The sequence below is a fragment of the Agathobacter sp. LCP21S3_B2 genome, assembly GCF_052118705.1.
In the GTDB taxonomy this organism is placed as follows: Bacteria; Bacillota; Clostridia; order Lachnospirales; family Lachnospiraceae; genus Roseburia.
In genome coordinates, this window is record NZ_JBQKGQ010000003.1 from 97,844 (window position 1) to 119,740 (window position 21,897).

The 21,897-nt window shown below is 44.1% G+C and carries 19 protein-coding genes; 1 reads left to right on the plus strand and 18 read right to left on the minus strand.

The window, feature by feature from the left end:
- Positions 1 to 134: 134 nt before the first annotated feature.
- From ACTQ1L_RS03305 to metF, 5 genes are all read right to left on the minus strand, one after another.
- Positions 135 to 1,349 (minus strand): type II secretion system F family protein, encoded by a 1,215-nt coding sequence (locus tag ACTQ1L_RS03305; protein WP_330023000.1) that lies wholly within the window; start codon positions 1,347 to 1,349, stop codon positions 135 to 137.
- Between the two features lie 74 nt (positions 1,350 to 1,423).
- Positions 1,424 to 2,482, minus strand: a complete 1,059-nt coding sequence (locus tag ACTQ1L_RS03310; protein ID WP_441365433.1) for a type IV pilus twitching motility protein PilT — start codon at positions 2,480 to 2,482, stop codon at positions 1,424 to 1,426.
- 12 nt (positions 2,483 to 2,494) lie between these two features.
- Positions 2,495 to 4,198 carry a GspE/PulE family protein gene (locus tag ACTQ1L_RS03315; RefSeq protein ID WP_441365434.1) on the minus strand — a complete coding sequence of 568 codons (1,704 nt, stop codon included), beginning with the start codon at positions 4,196 to 4,198 and terminating at the stop codon, positions 2,495 to 2,497.
- Between the two features lie 166 nt (positions 4,199 to 4,364).
- Positions 4,365 to 5,762, minus strand: coding sequence for a sodium-dependent transporter (locus ACTQ1L_RS03320; protein ID WP_441365435.1), 1,398 nt, complete (start codon positions 5,760 to 5,762; stop codon positions 4,365 to 4,367).
- A gap of 591 nt (positions 5,763 to 6,353) precedes the next feature.
- Entirely contained in the window at positions 6,354 to 7,220 is an 867-nt protein-coding gene (metF, locus tag ACTQ1L_RS03325) for a methylenetetrahydrofolate reductase [NAD(P)H] (protein ID WP_012743035.1), read from the minus strand.
- Positions 7,221 to 7,416: 196 nt separating this feature from the next.
- Here metF and ACTQ1L_RS03330 point away from each other — a divergent pair, with 196 nt between their 5' ends.
- Positions 7,417 to 8,778 (plus strand): MATE family efflux transporter, encoded by a 1,362-nt coding sequence (locus tag ACTQ1L_RS03330; protein WP_441365436.1) that lies wholly within the window; start codon positions 7,417 to 7,419, stop codon positions 8,776 to 8,778.
- Here the strand turns inward: ACTQ1L_RS03330 and ACTQ1L_RS03335 are convergent, their stop codons facing one another.
- From ACTQ1L_RS03335 to ACTQ1L_RS03395, 13 genes are all read right to left on the minus strand, one after another.
- The gene (locus tag ACTQ1L_RS03335; protein WP_441365437.1) at positions 8,779 to 10,206 is read right to left on the minus strand and encodes a SpoIVB peptidase S55 domain-containing protein; all 1,428 of its coding nucleotides are present in this window, start codon (positions 10,204 to 10,206) and stop codon (positions 8,779 to 8,781) included.
- Positions 10,207 to 10,419: 213 nt separating this feature from the next.
- On the minus strand, positions 10,420 to 12,096 hold the full coding sequence (recN, locus tag ACTQ1L_RS03340) for a DNA repair protein RecN (RefSeq protein WP_441365438.1): 1,677 nt from the start codon (positions 12,094 to 12,096) through the stop codon (positions 10,420 to 10,422).
- 81 nt (positions 12,097 to 12,177) lie between these two features.
- A complete protein-coding gene (argR, locus tag ACTQ1L_RS03345) occupies positions 12,178 to 12,627 on the minus strand; it encodes an arginine repressor (RefSeq protein ID WP_321112367.1) in 450 nt (149 codons plus the stop codon).
- A 58-nt stretch (positions 12,628 to 12,685) separates the two neighbouring features.
- Positions 12,686 to 13,537 carry an NAD(+)/NADH kinase gene (locus ACTQ1L_RS03350; RefSeq protein ID WP_441365439.1) on the minus strand — a complete coding sequence of 284 codons (852 nt, stop codon included), beginning with the start codon at positions 13,535 to 13,537 and terminating at the stop codon, positions 12,686 to 12,688.
- A gap of 3 nt (positions 13,538 to 13,540) precedes the next feature.
- Positions 13,541 to 14,347, minus strand: a complete 807-nt coding sequence (locus tag ACTQ1L_RS03355; RefSeq protein ID WP_055061867.1) for a TlyA family RNA methyltransferase — start codon at positions 14,345 to 14,347, stop codon at positions 13,541 to 13,543.
- A gap of 18 nt (positions 14,348 to 14,365) precedes the next feature.
- A complete protein-coding gene (dxs, locus tag ACTQ1L_RS03360) occupies positions 14,366 to 16,222 on the minus strand; it encodes a 1-deoxy-D-xylulose-5-phosphate synthase (RefSeq protein WP_441365440.1) in 1,857 nt (618 codons plus the stop codon).
- Between the two features lies 1 nt (position 16,223).
- Entirely contained in the window at positions 16,224 to 17,147 is a 924-nt protein-coding gene (locus ACTQ1L_RS03365; RefSeq protein WP_441365441.1) for a polyprenyl synthetase family protein, read from the minus strand.
- Positions 17,147 to 17,365 (minus strand): exodeoxyribonuclease VII small subunit, encoded by a 219-nt coding sequence (gene xseB / locus ACTQ1L_RS03370; protein WP_012743046.1) that lies wholly within the window; start codon positions 17,363 to 17,365, stop codon positions 17,147 to 17,149. Before xseB ends, ACTQ1L_RS03365 begins: the two co-directional genes overlap by 1 nt.
- The gene (xseA, locus tag ACTQ1L_RS03375) at positions 17,349 to 18,569 is read right to left on the minus strand and encodes an exodeoxyribonuclease VII large subunit (RefSeq protein WP_321112372.1); all 1,221 of its coding nucleotides are present in this window, start codon (positions 18,567 to 18,569) and stop codon (positions 17,349 to 17,351) included. Before xseA ends, xseB begins: the two co-directional genes overlap by 17 nt.
- Positions 18,570 to 18,601: 32 nt before the next feature.
- Positions 18,602 to 18,997 carry a transcription antitermination factor NusB gene (gene nusB, locus ACTQ1L_RS03380; RefSeq protein ID WP_441365442.1) on the minus strand — a complete coding sequence of 132 codons (396 nt, stop codon included), beginning with the start codon at positions 18,995 to 18,997 and terminating at the stop codon, positions 18,602 to 18,604.
- A 96-nt stretch (positions 18,998 to 19,093) separates the two neighbouring features.
- Positions 19,094 to 19,468 (minus strand): Asp23/Gls24 family envelope stress response protein, encoded by a 375-nt coding sequence (locus ACTQ1L_RS03385; protein WP_015516688.1) that lies wholly within the window; start codon positions 19,466 to 19,468, stop codon positions 19,094 to 19,096.
- A gap of 22 nt (positions 19,469 to 19,490) precedes the next feature.
- Positions 19,491 to 20,639 (minus strand): glucose-1-phosphate adenylyltransferase subunit GlgD, encoded by a 1,149-nt coding sequence (gene glgD, locus ACTQ1L_RS03390; RefSeq protein WP_441365443.1) that lies wholly within the window; start codon positions 20,637 to 20,639, stop codon positions 19,491 to 19,493.
- Positions 20,633 to 21,844: a glucose-1-phosphate adenylyltransferase gene (locus ACTQ1L_RS03395; RefSeq protein WP_055061874.1), complete on the minus strand. Its 1,212-nt coding sequence runs from the start codon at positions 21,842 to 21,844 to the stop codon at positions 20,633 to 20,635. Before ACTQ1L_RS03395 ends, glgD begins: the two co-directional genes overlap by 7 nt.
- Positions 21,845 to 21,897 lie beyond the last annotated feature (53 nt).

Sequence of the window (21,897 nt, forward strand, 5' to 3'; positions counted from 1 at the left end):
GTTATATACCTTTGCAAGACTTTTATTTTTTTGTTCTTCCCACGCCTTACTGTCAGTCCCTGCAGTTGTTATGCCATTTTTTCAACACTAAAAAAGCAGCCCCGGGTTCACACTCAAGGTCTGCTTTTTTCATTTTATAGAGTGTCCATAGCCTGATACATGGTGAGCATTGGTGCCATAACTGCTGCCACAAGCACACCGACAATTGCGGCCAGTACAAGAATAATCATAGGCTCGATTGCAGCCATAACTGTCTGGGTAGCCATCTCTACTTCCTCATCATAGTAGTCTGCAAGACGCGTGAGCATACCCTCGAGATCTCCTGTTTCCTCTCCGATTCTGGTCATATGTGATACCATAGGTGGAAACAGTCCACACGCTGTGATTGGCTCTGAGAGAGGAACACCCTTGCTGACCTCCTCTCTTGCCTTGTTCAATGCATTTCTGTAGAGAGCGTTTTTCATGGTATTTGCAGTAATACCAAGTGCCTCTATCATTGGAAGTCCTGAATATACCAGTGTTGAAAGTGTACGAGCATAATTGCTGGCCGCGGTTTTTATGTTTAGCTTTCCAAAAACCGGAAGCTTTCTGGCCAGTGTACCAAAAAATATCTGTCCACTGTTGGTCTTCTTATACGCCTTTATCGCAATAACCGCTATCGCGACTACTGCTACAATTATATACCAGTAACCGGTGACAAAATTACTCATTGCCAAAACCGCTTTTGTGATTCCAGGAAGTTCTGTACCGAGATCATTAAACATATCTGAATAGCTAGGAATTACCTTAACAAGCATGACAATTACAACTGCTATCGCAACTATTACGACAATTATAGGATAAACGGCAGCTTTTTTTATCATACCGTTTAGCTTTGCTGATTTCTCAAAATGTGCTGACATTCTTTCAAACGCAACATCTATTTTACCTGATGCCTCTCCTGCCGCAACCATGCTGACCATGATATCAGGAAAAACGTTGGGATACTTTTTCAGACTGTCTGAGAGTGTCTCACCTTTCTGGATTTCCGCATGCACACCCTTTATGGCCTTTGCCATCGTCTTGTTCTCTGTCTGGTCAGAAAGCATATCGAGTGTGTCAAGAATTGTGACACCTGCATTTATCATACTTGTGAACTGACGACAGAACACTGACAAGTCTCGCGGTTTCACCTTTCCGCCTATGCTAAAGGATATTTCCTTTGTGAGTGCAGTTGCTTTTGTAAGACTTATGACCATATTTCCTTCAAGCTTTAGCTTATTTTTTGCCTCAAGTTCTGTCTCTGCAACTATATTTCCTTTTTTTTCTTTTCCGTTTGGATCTATGACCTGATATGTCCAATCAGCCACTTTCGTATCCTCCTTTACGGTAATTCAACAATTTTATATAAATTAATTCTTAATTTAATGTACATCTGATAATACTAATAGCGAAGATGAATGCGGTTAGACATGGCAGCCGGATCGTGGGCATACGATAATGCTGTTTCCGGTGCAATGAGCCCCTGACTGTAATACTGTGTGATGCAGTCATCCATAGTCTGCATGCCTTCCCTCTTTGATGTCTGTATAATTGACGGAATCTGAAAAGCCTTTGCCTCACGGATCAGGTTTCTGATAGCATTGTTGGCAAGAAGCACCTCAAATGCTGCTATTCGTCCACCGTTTACCATTGGAAGCAGATGCTGGGCTATGATGCCCTCGAGTACACCTGAAAGCTGCACTCTTATCTGCTGCTGCTGATGTGGCGGGAACACATCTATGATACGGTCTATTGCATCAGCCGCACTGTTTGTATGAAGCGTGGAGAAAACAAGATGTCCTGTTTCTGCTGCTGTGATAGCTGTAGAAATAGTCTCAAGATCACGCATCTCTCCTACAAGTATTACATCCGGATCCTGTCTGAGTGCAGCACGAAGCGCAGCCGCATATGACAGTGTATCTTTTCCAACCTCTCTCTGTGTCACTATAGAACGCTTTCTTGAATGGAGGTACTCTATAGGATCTTCCAGCGTGATTATATTTTTTGAATCTCTTGTTGCTATTACGTCAATAAGACTGGCAAGTGTGGTTGATTTTCCACTTCCTGTGGCTCCTGTTACCAGAACCAGCCCTCTCATCTTTGTGGTAAGATTCACTACCGCCTGCGGTATTCCAAGCTGCTGTGGTGAAGGTACATCATATGAAAGGATTCGAAGAGCTGCCGCATATGAACCTCTCTGTCTGAACACATTCGCCCTGACTCGTGAAAAGCCCTCTACTGAAAAAGCAAAGTCAAGCTCTCCCTTTTCCTTAAGCTCCCCAAGAAGCTCTCTTGGAACTATCGGACTAAGCAGATTATCTGTCTCCTTGTCGGTCAATACCATATTTCCCTGTGGCACAAGAGTTCCGTCTATACGAAGCATTACCGGATTTCCCGGCGCGATATGTATATCTGATGAATTCTGCTGCTGTGCCGCTCTAAGTACGTCTGTTATCTGCATTTTTCTCCCCCCTTAGTTCTCAAATGTTGTCTTTAACATCTCATGATATGAGGTCACTCCCTGAAGGACCAGTCTTATTGCACTCTGTCTTAAGGTATGCATGCCCTCAGTACAGGCTGTCTCATTGATTTCATCAGGCGAAGCGCCTTTTCCTATTAGCGTTTTAAGCTTTGGTGTAACTGTCATTATCTCATATATTCCTATTCGACCTTTATAGCCGGTATGGTCGCAGCGTTCACAGCCACATGGCTCATATACTTTCACCGGTTTAAATGCCGGAATACCCATAAATTCCTTTTCCTCTTCTGTGAGCAGATGCTCCTTCTTGCAATCCGGACAAAGTCTTCTGACAAGTCTCTGCGCGATAATTCCCTTTACAGAATCTGCCAGCAGATAGCTCTCCACTCCCATATCCTCAAGTCGTGAAAGCGTACTCGCAGAACTGTTTGTATGCAGTGTGCTTACCACAAGGTGTCCTGTGATGGATGCCTGCACCGCAATCTCCGCTGTCTCGCGGTCTCGAATCTCACCGATCATGATGATATCAGGGTCCTGTCGCAGAATAGAACGAAGTGCTGACGCAAATGTCAGATCTGCCTTATTATTTACCTGAACCTGGTTGATTCCGTCTATATTGGCCTCCACAGGATCCTCAACCGTGATAATATTTACGTCCTCACTGTTCAGCTCTGAAAGCGCTGTGTAAAGTGTCGTTGACTTACCACTTCCTGTAGGTCCTGTTACCAGTATGATACCATTGGTATTCATCAGTATATGATCAAAGGCCTTAAGCTCTTCGTCTGAAAATCCCAGCTCCTTTTTATCTCTTGTAAGTGCCTTTTTCTGCGCAAGTCGCATAACGCATTTCTCACCGAATACTGTTGGAAGGATTGATACTCGGATATCATACTCTGTCTTGTCTATCTCCATAGTGATACGGCCGTCCTGCGGCTTTCGCTTCTCTGAAATATCCATGCCTCCGATAATTTTCAGTCGGGTAATGATAGCTGAGAGAAGATGTATGCTGTAGGATGCCTTCTCATAAAGTGCACCATCAATTCTGTAGCGCACTCTGACCTTATTTTCAAGTGCCTCTATATGTATATCTGAAGCCCTGAGTCTGGCTGCCTGCTCAATTATAGAGTTGACAAGCAAAACAACCGGTGAATTGTTGACGTCCTTGCTGGTAGCTTCCTCTGCCTCGGCATTTTTCTGCTCACGCTCTTTTCTCTCTCTTGCATACTCCTGCGCTGCCTTCATAGCCTCGGTATCACCATAGTACTTGTCAAGTGTCAGAAGAATATCTCTGGCTGTCGCAACCGCCGGCTCAGCCTGCAGATTTGTGATGATGGAAAAATCATCCAGTGCGACCATATCCATCGGATCTGCCATTGCTACATGTACGATATTGGCATTCTTTGGATCAAATGCAATTGGTATCATGACATGCTTTCTGAGCACTGTCTCATTGACAAGCGCCTGCACCTCTTCCGGAATGTTCATGGCACTGACATTCACAAACGGAAGCTCAAGCTGCTGCGAAAGTGCCTTTGCAATCTGAAGCTCATTGGTAAATCCAAGCTCTACAAGAGTCTCACCTATCTTTTTGTGAGTCTCCTTTGATTTTTTCAGAGCCTGCTCAAGTTGCTCCTGAGTTATTACATTTTCATTTATAAGCATATCTCCGATACGCTTTTTCTCTCGTCTTAAAGCCATTTCGGCTCCCCCTTCGTTTTATATAGGAAAATTGTACCATTATAATTATCTTATTTCAAGTGCTTTATTAAGAAAATTTTGACGTATAACCCGACATGATAATGTAAGGCTATACGTCTTAAAATAACTCTGTATTTAAGTCCTGCCGAAGCATAGACTCTCATTGTTAAAAACTAACGATTCCGAGCGCCTGCAGCAACAGTATAAGCAGGAATGCCGGTGCAATAAATTTAACCATGATTATATAAAGTCCTTTTCTGGTGAATTTGCTGCCTCCGCGTGTAACCTCATCTATTATTACCTTTGGACTTGCTATCCATCCGATAAGGATACATGTGGCAAGTGCCACGATTGGCATGAGCACATTGTTGCTGACATAGTCCATTATATCAAGTATCTGTCCGACTGTGCCGTTTGGAAGCTTAACCTCCATATAGAGCTTATTGTAGCCAAGGCAGACTATTATCTCTGCAATCAGACCATATACCGTGACTAAAATTGCGCTTTTTCTGCGGCTCCAGTGAAATCTGTCTATAAGACTCGATACAATAGCCTCCATAATTGATACAGACGATGTGACTGCTGCAAATGCAACTATCATGAAGAATATAAGTCCCACAATATCTCCTGCTATTCCCATTGCATCAAATACCTTTGGCAGTGATATAAACATAAGACCCGGTCCTGCTGACATGCCGTCACGGCCCATGAATACATATACTGCCGGAATGATCATAAGGCCTGCAAGGAATGCAACAAGTGTATCAAATATCTCTATCTGGTTGATTGAACCCATGAGCTTTGATTCCTTCTTGACATACGAACCATATGCAACCATGATTCCCATAGCCACACTGATTGAGTAGAACAGCTGACCGAGCGCATCAACAAATACTGTGACAAGCTTTTTCATTGTAAGCCCCTTGAAGTCAGGAACCACATATATCTTAAGACCCTCAAGACCATTTCTTACTGCGCCTGATGCATCCTTATAATTGAGCGTCAGCGAGAAAATACCGATTGCAAAAATAAGCACAACAAGGATAGGCATTAGCACCTTGCTGAACCGCTCGATACCTTTATTGACTCCGCCAATGACAACTGCTGCTGTTAAAAGCAGATAAACCACTCCAAATATGATTGGTGCCCACTGGCCTGTGATAAAGCCTGTAAAATATCCATCCGCAACCGCATTTTTACCGCTTCCTGTAATGAAAAGTGTAAAGTATTTTAAAACCCATCCACCTATAGTACAGTAGTAAGGCAGAATAATAGCCGGTACTATACATGCAAGCACACCGATAAACTTACCCTTTGGATTGATAAGACCATACGCGGTGAGCGGTCCCTGTCCGGTCTTACGTCCTATTGCAATCTCAGTGGTAAGCAATGTAAAACCAAAGGTCAGAACAAGTATCAGATACACCAGCAGAAAAAGTCCTCCTCCGTCCTTTGCTGCCAGATACGGAAACCTCCATATATTTCCAAGTCCTACCGCACTGCCGGCTGCCGCAAGAACGAACCCAATGTTGCCGGAAAAAGTGCTTCTTGATTTTTCTTTCATTTTCTACTGTCTCCTTAATAAATTATATAGTTTAATTTCGATTTAATATGGACATTGTTTCCATTTATAAATCTAATATACCTATTATAATCATCTAGAGTACATTTTGCAACGGTTGATATTTTTTATTCGCATTTGCAGTACGTGTGGTGGCACATGGCAGGTGTCGTGAGTGCTACGCTATACTGTCAAGATACTGTACGAATTATGCCTCAAAAACTTTCTTAACTTGACGAAACCGTCGCTATTCGCTCTAACGACACCTGCCATGTGCCACCACACGTAACGCAAATTCACCACAACATAAGGAACGTAAGCCCCGGGTACCGCTGGCGCACACGTACTCCCGCCGGAGCGCATAGCGAAGTGGCTTAGATACTGTAGAAATTATGCCCACAAAACGCAGAAACGCCCCTGCATGGACGCAGGGGCGAGGAGAACCGCGCCACGGACGGCGCGTTTCGACGGTTTCGTCAAGCATAGAAAACCTATCAAGCATAATTTCGTACAGTATCTTAGCCACGTAGCGTAGCGACGGCAGGAGTACGTGTGCGCCCGTGGTACCCGGGGCTTGCGTTCCGTACTATTATCCTAAATAAGGTTTTTAATGCCCTCTGTTAAACGCTTTGCAACTCTCACATTGTTCATAGTGTAAAGATGAATCCCCTCCACATCATTAGCTAAAAGCTCAATTATCTGACTCTCGCAGTAAGACATTCCGGCATCAAAAAGTGCAGCCTTGTTGTCTCCGTATCTGTGGACAATCTTCTGGAACTTCTCAGGGAACTTTGCTCCGCACATTGTGACCATTCTCTGAATCTGAGCCGCATTGATACAAGGCATGATGCCCGGGATAACAGGCACATTGATACCTGCAAGCCTGCAGTCCTCAGCAAAATTGAAGAAGGTATCATTGTCAAAGAAGAGCTGCGATAAAAGAAGCTCTGCTCCTGCATCAACCTTTTTCTTAAGATTCTTAATATCATCTACCTTATCAGCTGCCTCCGGATGGATGTCCGGGTAGCACGCACCTGCGATACAGAACTGATCACCTGTGGTGTCCTTTATGTACTTAATAAGGTCGCTTGCATGGAGAAAATCCTCCTTTGCAGGCACGTTCGGATTTCTGTCTCCTCTTAAAGCGAGGATATTCTCAATGCCCTCATATGAAAGCTGTCTGGTGAACTCATCTATCTCTGCCTTGTTATAGCACAGACATGTAAGGTGTACGACCGGCTCCACATTGTACTGGTTCTTGATTTTCTTCGCAATCTCGATAGTCTTGTTATTGTTTGAGCTGCCGCCTGCGCCAAATGTCACGCTGATGTACTCAGGATGACAATCACAGAGTATTTCAAGCATCTCATCTATATTTTTGAAGTCTTCCTCCTTCTTTGGTGGAAATATCTCAAAGGAGAGCGACTGTGGTTTGTTTGTATGTATCTGTGTAATCTTCATGTTATCCTCCGGTATATATGGTTATTCAATAATTTGTAATTTTTATAGTCCATATATTACTGTAGTTTTTTGTCATTGTAAAATATATTTTTCTTTTAGTTTGTCATAAATAAAATCTATATCAAAACTTGCTGAGTCTTTGATTTTTTTTAATGTGGTGATATAATGAACAAAGCAAATCCAAAAGGGGTAACTAATGAAAAAAATAGATTTTGATAACGATTCGATAAAGAAAAATATATTGCAGGCTGCTCTGCCCATGCTGGCAGCTCAGATTCTAAGCCTGTTGTACAATATAGTAGACCGCATATACATTGCCCGCATACCGGATATGGGAACCACTGCACTCGGTGCTGTGGGGCTTTGCTTTCCTATTATAATGCTGACAATCGCTTTCTCCAATCTCTTTGGAAGTGGTGGCGCTCCGCTTTTTTCAATAAAAAGAGGCATGAGTGATGACAGAGCCGCCAATACTATAATGAATACGAGCTTTACAATGGTCTGCACATTCGCAGTCGTTTTTACAGCTTTGTGCATGATTTTTGCAAAGCCTCTTTTAATCGTGTTTGGCGCATCTGAAAATGCTCTCAAATATGCTCTGCCATACCTGCTCATTTATTTGATAGGAACACTCCCATCCATGATTTCAACCGGCATGAATCCCTTTATCAACGCTCAGGGCTACTCCACTACCGGCATGCTGTCTGTGGCAATCGGATCCGTTGCCAATCTGGTTTTAGACCCGCTTTTTATATTTGGATTTAATTTTGGCATCAAAGGAGCAGCTATTGCTACGGTCATCTCACAAATACTGTCTGCTCTCTATGTGCTTCACTTTCTTAGGAAAAAGGCTGAGCTTAAGGTGCGCCTTATGACACTCTCTGAATTCAGTGAAAACACACGCTATGCAAAGGACATCATAAGCCTTGGAACCTCCGGCTGTGTCATGCAGCTCACCAACAGCCTGGTATCTATATGCTGCAACAATGTGCTTTCAGTGACCGGTGGCGATTTGTACGTATCGGTAATGACCATCGTATCAAGCATCAGGCAGATGGTCGAGACTCCAATTTATGCAATAGTGGAGGGTTCATCTCCTGTTTTAAGCTACAACTATGGCGCCAAAAGGCCGGCCCGGGTGAGAAAATCTATTTTCACTATGGGACTGCTCGTGCTTCTATATACAGCTGTCATGTGGAGTGTAATCATACTTGCTCCTCATGCCCTGATTGCTATTTTCAGTTCCGATGCCACCCTTATGGATGATGCGGTGAAGGCTTTAAATATCTACTTTGCGGCATTCATATTTATGGATCTGCAGTACATCGGACAGACTACCTTTAAATCACTTAACAAAAAGAAGCGGGCTATATTTTTCTCCCTGCTTCGCAAGGTGTTCATCGTTGTACCGCTGACATATATTCTGCCATACTCCTTTGGTATGGGAACCGACGGTGTATTTATGGCAGAGCCTGTATCAAACGTGATTGGCGGAAGCATCTGCTTTGTAACCATGCTTAGCACAGTACTGCCGGAGCTTCGCAGGATGGATCAGTAATTACAGCATCTCATCAATGCAGATGCCGTAGCCTCCGGTCGGATCATCGACAAACACATGGGTGACTGCTCCTATTATTTTACCATCCTGTATGATAGGGCTTCCGGATGTGCCCTGCACTATGCCACCGGAGAGCTCTATCAGCCTTTCATCTGTCACCTTAAGCTCCATTCCCTTGTTTGTATCTGTCGCTTTTTTGTCTATATTTGTTATTTCCAGATTATATTTTTCCAGTTTTCCTGATATTTCCGATATCATCTGCGCACTGCCTGTGTGTATCTCATCCTTGCCGGCAACCGGATAATACGTATCCTCTGCGGCATATTCCGACAATTCATCGCTGTCAAGCTGTCCGTAAATTCCCAGATTACTATTGCAGTCAAGTGTGCCTATATGGCTTTTTTTGCCAAAATATACCACTCCGCCTATCTCGCCCGGCACGCCGGCTTTTCCCTTTTTGATTTTGGTAAGCTTCATGCTGTACAAATCACCACTGTTTGCATACAAGAGATTGCCGCTTTGCGTTCCGTCTCCTATTCCATGCCCCAGTGCTCCAAAACGGCCGTCCTTTGTATAATAAGTGATAGTACCGATTCCTGCCAGATCGTCCTTCACCCATATTCCCATGTAGTATCTGCCATCATCCATCCTCACAGGCGTGATATCCGCTGACATTGCTTCACCACCTCTAAGAAATTTAATTTTCACCGTTCTTTTATTAATTTCTGTTTTAATTTTACTGCTATCACTCTTATTTTCATTTATTATCTCTTTCTGACTTTCTACTGTACTACTTTTATCTTCATTACTTTTATCTTCATTACTTTCATCTTCATTACTTTCATCTTCATGACTTTCATCATACTGCTTCATAATATCATTCACAGCTTCAGAAAGCTCCTCCTTGTCTGCCACAGTGCGCCCATTGACAGATAGGATGTAATCACCGCACTGCACCTTTTTATCTGCCGGATTGACTTTTTTGCCCTCCTCGTCTGTCACCTCCGTCGTATTCACTACAAGCACTCCCTCTGTCTGCTCATATATACCGGTCAGCCTGCCACAGGCATATACGCCCTCAACACTTATTCCATCACTTATTTTATCTGTCTCTTCATAATCTCTGTCAGTAGCTCTGTGAGTTGATGCTGTATCTGCTGTCTGTCCTATGTCTTGTTCGGTTCCGCTGTTTTCACCGTTTCCGCCATTCTTGCCCGAATCAGCCAATACACTGGCCGCCTGTCCTGGAAGCCCTGTCGCATATCTTCCATATCCGGCCTTTGATTCATTTAAAAAGCTTCCTAATGCACTTTCATCAAATGCCTTATCTACCCTGCTGCACCACTTATCATCACTGCTTAGTGCAAACATAGCTATCACTGCTGCAGCCAGCGTGACACTCACAAATTTTCCAAAAAACTTCCGCATACTATTACCTCCATTTGGATTAGTATGCTCCTGTAATTTTTCTTTTATTCTTTTAATATCTTATTATCTTATTATCTCATTCTAACTATTCCAAATTATTTTGAGCAAAAACCGGTAAAATTTGACAGTTTAGGTGTTTTCCTATATAAACAGAAACGTACGGCTGACCACCGGTGATATACTGGTAATCAACCGCACCGTAAACTGATAATGTCAGATTTTTTTCTCCATGGCAAGCGCTTTCATCTCGCGTGCGCTCTCCATCACGGTATCTGTGATTTTTGCACCGCCGAGCATTCTGGCAAGCTCAGCCACGCTGTCATTGTCAGTTAGTCTTCGAATCCTTGAAACCGTGGATTTGTTCTCGACAGCTTTTTCAATAAGGAAATGTGCATCTGCCATAGCTGCTATCTGTGGCAGATGTGTGATACATATAATCTGATGGTTGCGGCCAAGCTCATTCATCTTCTCAGAGACCATCTGAGCTGTACGTCCACTGATTCCAGAATCAATCTCATCGAAAATAAGCGACTCAATGTGATCATTTTCTGCCATGATTGTCTTGATGCCAAGCATGATACGCGACAGCTCTCCTCCCGATGCTACCTTGCCGAGCGGTTTAAGCGGCTCTCCGGGGTTAGTTGATATGAGAAACTCCGGCGCATCGATGCCGTTTGCCGTATAGTCAGACAATCTGTCAAACTGCATATCAAACTGTACATCAAGAAAATTCAAATCATTAAGTGCTGATTTAATTTCTGACACAAGCTTTACAGCACTCCTTTGTCTGATTTCTGATACCTCATCCGATATCTGTGCCAGCTCCTTTTCCTTTTTCGCAAGCTGCTGCTCTAATTTCTGTAAATAAGAATCATAATCATTCAGGACACTGATACGCTCCCTCTTTTCATTGAGTGCTATCAGTATATTATCAATTGAGTTGCCGTATTTGCTCTTTAGATGATTTATCTCATCCAGACGCTTTTGTGTCTCATAGAAGGTCTCCTCGTCAAACTCAGCCTGTGATATATATCCTGATATCTCGTGATTAAAATCAGAAAGCAGACTGTCTATCTCTGACAGCTGACTCTCCAGAGCTTCCACATCCGTATCATAGCCTGATACCTGTGACAGCTCTCTTACCGCCCTGCCAATAAGCTCTGAGGCACTCTCCATCTCGCCTCCTGTGGCAGAATATGCAGCATTAACGCCCTCCATGATTTTCTTTCCGTTTGAAAACTTCCTAAACTGTGCCTCAAGCTCCTCATCCTCACCCGGCACAAGGGAAGCTTCTTCTATCTCCTTCACCTCGTACTCCAGGAATGACAGCTCACGGCTTCTTTCTTCATTGTCGATATTTGACTTTTCATACTCATCCTTAAGCGCCCTATATGCTTTGTATGTGACTGAAAGCTGCTGCTTTTTATCTCCAAGCGACTGCTTTGCGTACTCGTCAAGTATATCAAGGTGTTTTTTCTTTGATAAAAGCGACTGGTGCTCATGCTGACCGTGGATATCTATGAGATATGAGGCTATTTCCTTCATTCGCGAAACAGACACGGCTTCACCGTTTACCCTGCCGACTGCGCGCGACTGTGTGATTTTACGGCTTAAAATCACGCATCCGTCCTCGACCTCCACATCAAGCTCCCTTAAAGCCTCTATAATCTTTGGGTCCTCAACTGAAAAAATAAGCTCCACAAAAGCAGGCTTTTCATTGTCTCTTAGCATCTCCTTTTGCACTTTTTCACCAAGTGCCAGATTGATAGAGCCTATGATGATTGATTTTCCGGCTCCGGTCTCTCCCGACAGTATATTTAGTCCGTCCGAAAACTCAACCTCACACTCATCTATGAGTGCCAGATTCTTTACATGTAGATTTTGTAACATATTTTCTCCTTCCTCTCCCAGGCATGACGATATATGTTATTTTCTGTTACAGTTCAGCTATAATCTGATATTCATGTAACATCATTCCACAATTCTGCGGATTTTTTTCATCACCGCATACGTATCATCAACAGTCCGGATTGCACACATGATCGTATCATCTCCGGCAATCGAACCGACGATTTCTCTCATCTTCATGGCATCTATTGCAGCACAGACTGCGCTTGCCATTCCCGACACTGTCTTTATAATGAGGATATTCTGTGCCATATCCATTGACAAAAAGCCCTCTCTGAGCACTCTTTCGTATTTCTTTGAGAGATTCTCAGGTGCATCCGTTATCACGGCGTACTTCTGTCTGCCGCCTGCGGTAGGAATCTTTGTGAGCTTAAGCTCCCTGATATCCCTGGATACTGTGGCCTGAGTCACGCGAAAACCATCTTTTTCAAGAAGCGCAGAGAGCTCATCCTGCGTCTCTACCTCATTCTTTTGGATTATCTCAATTATCTTGGATTGTCTGTTTGTTTTCATGTCCTGTCACCTCATAAATATTATTTGTAACTATTCATTATAACAATCCTTATCTGTGTTATGAATAATTTCCCATCTTTTTGCGGAGTATCTCCAAAAAGCTTCTCTTGTGAAGCTTGCAAATCTTTGTATGATTGGCTGCCTTTGAAATAACAAACCGATCTCCCACAGCCAGCTCTGCCGTGGTGTCGCCATCATAGCTGACACACGCCAGCTCATCGTTTTGCTCCCTGCGGCTTAGAATCTCTATCTCTATCTCATCATCGCCTGAAAGCACAATGCTCTTTGACGTAAGATTGTGAGCATTGTTCGGTGTGAGCAGTATCATATCGCCCTTCGGATCCACAATCGGACCTCCCGCCGACATACTGTAGCCTGTAGAGCCTGTTGGAGTCGCAACAATGATGCCGTCGGCATGGTAATTGTTTAAAAACTCACCGTTTACATACACATTGAGGCTTAATATCTGCAAATTGTCCTTTCTATGGATGACTATATCATTTAATGCAACTCTCGAGGTCTCACTGCCCCTTTTATGTCCTGTGAGCATAATACGATCCTCTGTCATGTATTTATCAGCCATGAGCGAATCAATAGCGTCAAATACCGTAGCTTCCTCCACCTCACACAGATAGCCGAGTGTACCGAGATTCACTCCCATAAGCGGAATCTCAAGTGTCTCAACCCTTGTGGCTGCACGAATCAGTGTACCATCTCCGCCGAGCACAAGAATACACTGCGTATCCTGTGGTATATCCTCCAGCTCAAACTCGTTATCGGATATAGCCTCGACATTGCTCATAAGACCCTTTGCCGTGCCGCCCTTTTGCTCTATGTATGCCACTATTTTATTTGTATGTGCAAAATCCCTGTCCTTATAGGCATTTGCTATCACAACAAAATGTTTCATAGTCTATTTCCTGTCCAGCTCTCCATGCGCGGCCTCAACCACACTATGAATATCCACTGATTCCTCCTTTATAGGATCATCTGTCTTTTTGATATGTACGAGGTACTCTATATTGCCCTCCGGCCCCTTGATTGGCGAATACTCAAGGTCTAACACGCTAAATCCATTTGAAAGTGCAAAGGATATGATATTGTTCACTACCTCCTCATGCACGCTCTTGTCACGGACCACGCCCTTTTTACCTACCTTTTCCCTGCCTGCCTCAAACTGTGGCTTGATAAGACAAACCATCTCGCCACCGTCCTTTAACAGTGCTCTTGCAGGACCTAACACCTTGGTAAGTGATATGAATGACACATCAACCGATGCAAAATCCAGCTCATCATCTATGTCCTTGGGCGTCACATACCTGATATTGGTCTTTTCCATACACACCACGCGCTCGTCCTGACGCAGCTTCCATGCAAACTGGCCATATCCGACATCCACGGCATACACCTTTTTAGCACCATTTTGAAGCATACAGTCTGTAAAACCGCCTGTTGAAGCACCTATATCCATGCACACCTTGCCATCCATCGTGATATCAAAGTGCTTCATAGCCTTTTCAAGCTTTAGCCCTCCACGGCTCACATACTGCAGTGTCTTTCCATGAATCTCAATATTGCAGTCATCAGGAAATGTGCTTCCCGCCTTATCCTCACGGTTGTTATTTACAAAAACATTGCCCTCCATAATCATGGTCTTTGCTTTTTCCCGTGATGGTGCAAGGCCTCTGTTTACAAGTAATACGTCTAATCTTTCTTTCATACTGTATGTTACCTCTATCTATAATGCTGCTATTATACGCTTAGCCACCGATTCGGCATCCACATGCAGCTCCTTTTTGAGCACCTCGACATTGCCATGCTCCACATAGCAGTCAGGAAGTGCAACTGTCAACACCTCAAGAGCTATGCCGTTAGTCTTGACATACTCCGTCACATGCTCACCAAAACCGCCGCTTTGCACGTTTTCCTCCATAGTCACAAGCAGGCTGTGTTCAGCCGGCAGTTCCTTAATTGCTTCCTTGTCAAAAGGCATTGCAAAACGCGCATTGATAAGTGTAGCAGAGATTCCCTCTGCCTCAAGCAGCTTTACTACATCAACGGCAGTCTTTACCATACTGCCGAGTGCCATGATAGCCACCGCGCTTCCTTTTCTGATTAGCTCACTCTTTGCAAGCTCTATCGGCTGTCTGATTTCCTTAAGGCCGTCATAGGCTTCACCTCTTGGATATCTGAGTGCAATCGGACCGTCATATGCCACTGCAAATTTCATCATATCAGACAGCTCCCACTTATTCTTCGGAGCCATGATTGTCATATTCGGGATGACCGACAGATATGATATGTCAAATATTCCCTGATGTGTCTCTCCGTCGCTGCCTACAAGCCCTGCCCTGTCGATTGCAAAGATGACATGCAGATTCTGTATGCACACATCGTGAAGTATCTGGTCAAACGCCCTTTGTAAAAATGACGAGTACACCGCAAATACCGGGATAAGTCCTGACTTTGCAAGACCTGCCGCAAAGGTCGTGGCATGTGCCTCGGCTATTCCCACATCAAAAAACCTATCCGGGAAATTTCGGTGAAATCTGCGAAGCCCTGTTCCTTCTGCCATGGCAGCTGTTATCGCAACTACCTTTGGATTTCTCTCGCCCAGCTTCTTCATGACTGTTGAGAAAACATCTGTGTAATTGGCCTTCGTGCGCTTATTCTTTGGAAGCCCTGTCTCTATAACAAACGGCTCTGCCCCGTGAAATCTGGAAGGATAACGCTCAGCCGGGGCATAGCCAGCTCCCTTTTTCGTGAGCACATGCACAAGCACCGGGCCATCCACACGCTTTGCCTCATCAAACACACGGCACATTTCCTTTATATCACTGCCATCCACAGGTCCCAAATAGATGATGCCCATCTCCTCAAAGAACATACCCGGAATAAAAAGCTGCTTTATGCTGCTCTTTGTATTCCTGATATGCTTTACCATACGCTCTCCGTAGATTGGTATATGGTTTAGGGAATTCATGACATTATTCTTAAAATCCCTGTATGCATCCGCTGTGCGAAAGCCTGAAAGATACTGACTGATGCCCCCGACGTTCTCTGAAATCGACATATTGTTGTCGTTTAGCACTATAATAAAATTGCCCTTCACGCTTGAAGCGTTGTTGAGCGCCTCATATGCCATGCCTCCGGTCAGCGCACCGTCTCCGATGACTGAAACCACGTGGTAGTCCTCTCCTGTCACCTGTCTGGCTGTCGCAAGCCCAAGTCCCGCTGAGATAGATGTGGAGCTGTGTCCTGTATTAAAGCAGTCACAGTCGCTCTCATCCGCCTTTGGGAAACCGCTCATGCCTCCATACTGTCTGAGCGATGAAAATCCATCCTTTCTGCCGGTGAGTATCTTGTGTGTGTACGACTGATGCCCTACATCCCACACTATCTTATCCTTCGGCAGATCAAAGCACAGATGCAGCGCCATGGTAAGCTCCACAACTCCGAGGTTTGATGCCAGATGACCTCCTGTCACCGATATGCTCTCTATAAGAAACTGCCTGATTTCATCCTTTAACAGCTCAAGCTCCTCAGGTGTCAGTTTTTTTATATCATTTTCCTTTTGTATCTTTTCTAAAACCATCCTATTTCTCCCGATGGATCAGATATTCAAATAACTCCTTAAGAAATGCATCGTCGTATCCCAAATCATCAAGCAGCTCCTCTGCCTCCTTGGAGATGCGCTCCACATCAGAAACCGCCTTATCCAATCCCTCAAATGTGACATATGTCGCTTTATTATTTTTCTCGTCACTGCCTACCGGCTTTCCAAGCACCTCAAGTGTACTTGTGACATCAAGCACATCATCCTGTATCTGAAACGCCAGCCCCAGCTTTGCCGCTATCTGCTCCACGCGTGATACCTCATCAGACGATGCCCCTGCCAGAATTGCGCCTATCATCATCGAGCTCTCTATAAGTGCGCCTGTCTTAAGCCTGTAGATAAAGTCAAGCTTTTCCCTTGTGACAGGACAGTCATCGGATTTCTCGCTTTCTACATCAACCACCTGTCCTCCGACCATGCCATACACGCCTGCCTTTTTTGCAAGCACCGCAAATGCCCTTGCCACACGCGCATCAGCCACCTCCATGCCAAAAGCCTTTGCTGCGGTCTCATATGCCAGGTTTAAAAGTGCATCCCCAGCAAGAATGCCCATAGCCTCACCGTACACAGCATGTGTGGTCTTCTTTCCACGCCTGTACTCATCATTGTCCATGGCAGGCAGGTCATCATGCACCAGCGAGTAGGTGTGTATCATCTCGATTGCTGCCATAAATGGCTCAATCACTGCACTGCTTCCGCCAAACATATGGTAAGTCTCTTCCATGAGGATAGGGCGAAGCCTCTTTCCACCGGCTCTCACACTATAGTTCATGGCCTCAAAAATAATCCTCTGCTGTCCCTCCTCAGCGGGAAGAAACTTCTCAAGCAAGTTATTTATATGCTCTACCTTTCGCTGCAGCTCTTCCATGAATTGAGACTTATTTAAATTCCCATTTAAGCTCATCAGAATTCCTCCAGTTGTCCGTCGCTGTTTAGCACAAGCATGGCCTTTTCCATGCCCTGTACCATATCATTGGCACTTTTTACCTCATCAAGCCCCTTCTTATATAGCTCAAAGGCCTCATCCAGGGATACATCCGCATCCTCCATCCTCGCCACTATCTGCTCCAAGTGTGCAAATCGCTCCTCGAGTGTCAGTGTTTTTTCATTTTCTTTGCTCATCGTTAATAACCTCCGAAACTACGGCCCTTGCATGACCGTCTATCAGATATATATCTATGTCATCGCCTGCATTGATATCGGATACACTGTGCAGTGCACCTTTCTTTTCCACCTCAACATACGCATAGCCCTGCGCCAGCTTTTTGGCCGGTGAATATGCATCCAGTGTACCTGAAAGCAGTGCCAGACGCTGTCTGCAGTCCGAAAGCCTCTGCTTCATAATCCTTTCAAGTGCATCCTCGATATCTGCCAGACGCCTTTTATTCTCATTTAGTTTATTCTGTGGACTAAGGAAATTAAGTCTTGTTTTAATATGTGACAGCTTTTCCCTGAAAAAATCAATCCGGCCTGTCAGATTTCTGTCCATCCTGCGGCGCAGATTGTCAAGGCGCTCTAACGTCTGTCTGTAGTCACTGACTGCAAGCTCTGCAGCCGCTGAAGGTGTGGGTGCTCTCCTGTCTGACACAAAATCCGCTATCGTCCAGTCAGTCTCATGGCCTACCGCCGAGATGATTGGCGTGCGGCAGTCAAATATGGCTCTCGCCACAATCTCCTCATTAAAGGCCCATAAATCCTCTATGGAGCCTCCGCCTCTGCCGACTATTATCACATCAAGATTCATCGCATCCAATGTCTGTATGCCCTTCACTATACTATTAGCCGCACCCTCTCCCTGCACAAGTGCCGGATAAAGTATGACCTGTACATATGGATTCCTGCGCGACGATACATTCCTTATATCCTGCACGGCCGCGCCTGTCGGTGCTGTAACCACACCAATACGGCCGGCATACTGCGGAATAGGCTGCTTGTATTCTGCCGCAAACATGCCCATCTCCTCAAGCTCACGCTTTAGCTGCTCGAATTTGAGATACAGATTGCCCTCTCCGTCAAGCTCTATCTTTTTGGCATAAAGCTGATAGGCACCTGTCTTCTCATACACCTCAACGGAACCTGTCACAATAACCTGGTCTCCCTCCTTCATGTGGAAGGAAAGTCCTGCAGCCCTGCTGCCCGCAAACATGATAGCGTTCATGGCTGCTCCCGCGTCCTTTATTGTGAAATAAATATGACCGCTCGTGTGATACTTGCAGTTGCTCACCTCTCCCTTTATGCTCACCTGTCTGAGCATAAAATCCTGAGCGAACATATTTTTAATATAGCTATTTACTTGTGCTACCGAATATATATTTCTATTTGCCATGTTCAATGCTCTATATCGCTGTTCCTCTTAAGCTATGCAAACTTTGCAAGCACTCCGTTTACAAATGCACCTGACTCATCTGCACCATACTTCTTTGCAAGCTCAACAGCCTCATTTATTGAAACCTTTGTAGGAATATCGTCCTCAAACTTTATCTCATAAACTGCCAATCTGATAATTGCCAGATCAACCTTTGCCATACGATTGGTCTTCCAGCCTATAGACTTCTCATCGATGAGTGCATCAAGCTCTGCCATATGCTCAATAATCGCACTGCATTTTTCATCAATATACTGTCTTTCCTCGTCTGTAGGATTTGTAAGCTCATCATTTAAAAGCTCCATCTGCTCTGCAAGCTCAGACTTGTCATGAAACTCAACCCTAAAAAGCATCTTAAAAACGTTTTCTCTTATCTTGCTTCTTGTCATTTAAATTCCTCTCGTGAATAGTATTTTATATAAATTAAGGATGTCTGTACGACATCCTTAATTATACTACATTTGTGCTCATTTAAAAAGAACTATTTAATTCTCTCCCATATCAACACTTGCTATACGAACATTGATAGTAGCCACAGAAAGCCCTGTCATTGTCTCAATTGCAGACTTAACCTTCTCCTGTACCTTTGTAGAAACCTCAGGGATGCTATACCCATAAGCAATATTGAGTGCTACATCAACTACTACCTCATTGTCTGCTATCTCAATCTGAATTCCCTTTGAGAGATTCTTCATACCGAGCCTGCTGACAATCTCGTTTGTGATATTGCCTGCCATGGAGCTTACTCCCTCAACCTCAGTGGCAGCAAGACCGGCTATGATAGCTACAACCTCATCTGCTACCTTGATCTCGCCAGACTCATCTGATTTGATATTTATTGTGTTTCTATTCTCTGCCATGTCCATGTTCCTCCTTAACCGGCTATACGGTCTGTCCCTTTGCCACGTAAACCTGGAATGAGTCATTACCCGTAAGTGATCTATTGCTTGATACACGAACATTCTTGTCTGTAATCACGTACTCCAGATTGGCGCCATCCTCAATTACCGTATCCTGTAGCAGGATGCAGTTCTTGACCTTTGCATTCTTTCCTATCTTGACGCCTCTTGATAGGATGCTGTTTTCCACGGTACCCTCGATGACACAGCCATCAGCAACCATGACATTCTTGGCTTTTGAGCCATTTATGTATCTTGTAGGGTTATCATCCCTGATCTTTGTATAGATAGAATTGCCACTCTTAAACAATGCTTCCCTGTTATCCTCATCAAGGAGCTTCATATTCTCCTCGAAATAGCTCTTCATATCTGTAATCTGTGAAGCATAGCCTGTGTACTCATATGCCTGGATATTGAGTGAATCAGTGTTTGCAGCCATCAGATCTCTTGTGAAATAAGAATAGCCATGCACAAAAGCGTCATCCACTATTCTAATGAGCTTCTCCTTCTCCATGATATAGATATTCATGCCAAAGTTTACCTTGCCCATATTCCTTGCATTGATATATATCTTTTTGATACGTCCATCATCTATATCAAATGTATAGTACAGCTCATCATTGTTGCCGTTTGGTTTAAGGAATACCTTTGGTACCTCCTGCTTGCGGTACATTGCAGTGATATCAGCCCCTGTGCTCTTGTGTGCCTCAATCAGCTCCCTGAAATCAAAATTGAATACATAGTTTGAATCAGCCATGATAACATACTTCTGAGTACACTTCCTCAGATAGCCCTTAAGGCTTTCAATTGCCTCAACACGGCCCTCATACACCTTAATCTGCTTCTGTGCATAAGGCGGAACTATATTGATACCACCATTTTTTCTTGCAAGATCAAACTCCTGACCTGAGCCCAGGTGATCCATCAGAGAGTGATAATTTTTCTTAACTATGAGAGATATATTGTCAATTCCGCTATGTACCATGCTCGAAATCAGGAAATCACAGAGTCTGTAACGACCTGCAAACGGAATGGAAGCCATAAGTCTCTCGGATACCATCTCAGGAATGAGGGCATCGTAGCTGTTTGCAAAAATAACGGCCAAAGCCTCTTCGTTGTTCATGTTTAGCATTGTTCCTGGCCCTCCTCAACATCATTATATACCATCGCCTTTGGTCCTATAACCGCTCTGTCGCCAATTGTAACTCCCGGTGCAATTGTAGCAACATCACCTGTCACGTCCTCCGCCGGCTTTTCTCCAATAACTGCATCATAGCCTACTGTAACGCCCTCTGCAACTATACAGTGTGTGACCTTAGCGCCTCTTTTTATCACAGTATCACCCATGACAACTGCATCCTCTACCACTGCGCCCTCTTCTACGACGACACCGCCAAAAAGAATTGAATGCTTTACTGTGCCCTTCACTACACAGCCATCGGTAATCATAGAGTCTGTAACCTCTGCGTTGTTGCCGATGAAATGTCCTGTATGGCCGCTGTTACGGCTGTATATCTTCCAGTTCTCATCGAATAAGTTGATACCGCTGTGCTCAGGATCAAGCACCTCCATGTTTGCCTCCCAGAGTGCAGGTATTGTTCCTACATCCTTCCAGTATCCATTAAAATGGTATGCATACATCCTGCGGCCATCCCTCAAAAGATTTGGAATGATATTGTTACCAAAATCATTCTCGGAATCCGGATCATTTTCATCCTCAATAAGATACTTCTTAAGTATATCCCAATTAAAGATATAAATACCCATGGATGCAAGATTAGACTTAGGATTCTTTGGTTTTTCCTGAAATTCTGTAATCTTGTCATCATCATCTGCTACCATGAGACCGAAGCGTGATGCATCCTCCCACGGAACCTCCATAACCGCTACAGAAAACTCAGCATTTTTCTCCTTATGGAACTTAAGGAAATCGCTGTAATCCTGCTTACAAATCTGATCTCCTGAAAGTATGATAACATACTCAGGATCATATCTCTCGATAAATGCAATATTCTGATAAATCGCATTAGCTGTTCCCTTGTACCAGTCAGAGCCTGAAGCCTTCTGATACGGTGGCAGTACATGCACTCCTCCATATAATCTATCGAGATCCCATGGCTGTCCATTTCCTATGTACTCATTCAAAACAAACGGCTGGTACTGTGTCAGTATACCAACTGTATCTATTCCTGAATTAACACAGTTAGAAAGTGGAAAATCAATAATTCTGTATTTGCCTCCAAACGGAACTGCCGGCTTTGCAAGTTTCTGTGTCAGTGCATAAAGTCTTGAGCCCTGACCACCGGCAAGAAGCATTGCAACTAGCTCTTTTGCCATATTAAAATCCCCCTTGTTAAATTTTATTAAATTTTGTTAGCTTTTGCAATTAT

Excerpts from the sequence above, each read along its gene's own strand:
- ACTQ1L_RS03310 (WP_441365433.1), bottom strand. The coding sequence starts at position 2,482 with ATGCAGATAACAGACGTACTTAGAGCGGCACAGCAGCAGAATTCATCA.
- ACTQ1L_RS03315 (WP_441365434.1), bottom strand. The coding sequence starts at position 4,198 with ATGGCTTTAAGACGAGAGAAAAAGCGTATCGGAGATATGCTTATAAAT.
- ACTQ1L_RS03320 (WP_441365435.1), bottom strand. The coding sequence starts at position 5,762 with ATGAAAGAAAAATCAAGAAGCACTTTTTCCGGCAACATTGGGTTCGTT.
- metF (WP_012743035.1), bottom strand. The coding sequence starts at position 7,220 with ATGAAGATTACACAGATACATACAAACAAACCACAGTCGCTCTCCTTT.
- ACTQ1L_RS03330 (WP_441365436.1), top strand. The coding sequence starts at position 7,417 with ATGAAAAAAATAGATTTTGATAACGATTCGATAAAGAAAAATATATTG.
- ACTQ1L_RS03335 (WP_441365437.1), bottom strand. The coding sequence starts at position 10,206 with ATGCGGAAGTTTTTTGGAAAATTTGTGAGTGTCACGCTGGCTGCAGCA.
- recN (WP_441365438.1), bottom strand. The coding sequence starts at position 12,096 with ATGTTACAAAATCTACATGTAAAGAATCTGGCACTCATAGATGAGTGT.
- argR (WP_321112367.1), bottom strand. The coding sequence starts at position 12,627 with ATGAAAACAAACAGACAATCCAAGATAATTGAGATAATCCAAAAGAAT.
- ACTQ1L_RS03350 (WP_441365439.1), bottom strand. The coding sequence starts at position 13,537 with ATGAAACATTTTGTTGTGATAGCAAATGCCTATAAGGACAGGGATTTT.
- ACTQ1L_RS03355 (WP_055061867.1), bottom strand. The coding sequence starts at position 14,347 with ATGAAAGAAAGATTAGACGTATTACTTGTAAACAGAGGCCTTGCACCA.
- dxs (WP_441365440.1), bottom strand. The coding sequence starts at position 16,222 with ATGGTTTTAGAAAAGATACAAAAGGAAAATGATATAAAAAAACTGACA.
- ACTQ1L_RS03365 (WP_441365441.1), bottom strand. The coding sequence starts at position 17,147 with ATGAGCTTAAATGGGAATTTAAATAAGTCTCAATTCATGGAAGAGCTG.
- xseB (WP_012743046.1), bottom strand. The coding sequence starts at position 17,365 with ATGAGCAAAGAAAATGAAAAAACACTGACACTCGAGGAGCGATTTGCA.
- xseA (WP_321112372.1), bottom strand. The coding sequence starts at position 18,569 with ATGGCAAATAGAAATATATATTCGGTAGCACAAGTAAATAGCTATATT.
- nusB (WP_441365442.1), bottom strand. The coding sequence starts at position 18,997 with ATGACAAGAAGCAAGATAAGAGAAAACGTTTTTAAGATGCTTTTTAGG.
- ACTQ1L_RS03385 (WP_015516688.1), bottom strand. The coding sequence starts at position 19,468 with ATGGCAGAGAATAGAAACACAATAAATATCAAATCAGATGAGTCTGGC.
- glgD (WP_441365443.1), bottom strand. The coding sequence starts at position 20,639 with ATGCTAAACATGAACAACGAAGAGGCTTTGGCCGTTATTTTTGCAAAC.
- ACTQ1L_RS03395 (WP_055061874.1), bottom strand. The coding sequence starts at position 21,844 with ATGGCAAAAGAGCTAGTTGCAATGCTTCTTGCCGGTGGTCAGGGCTCA.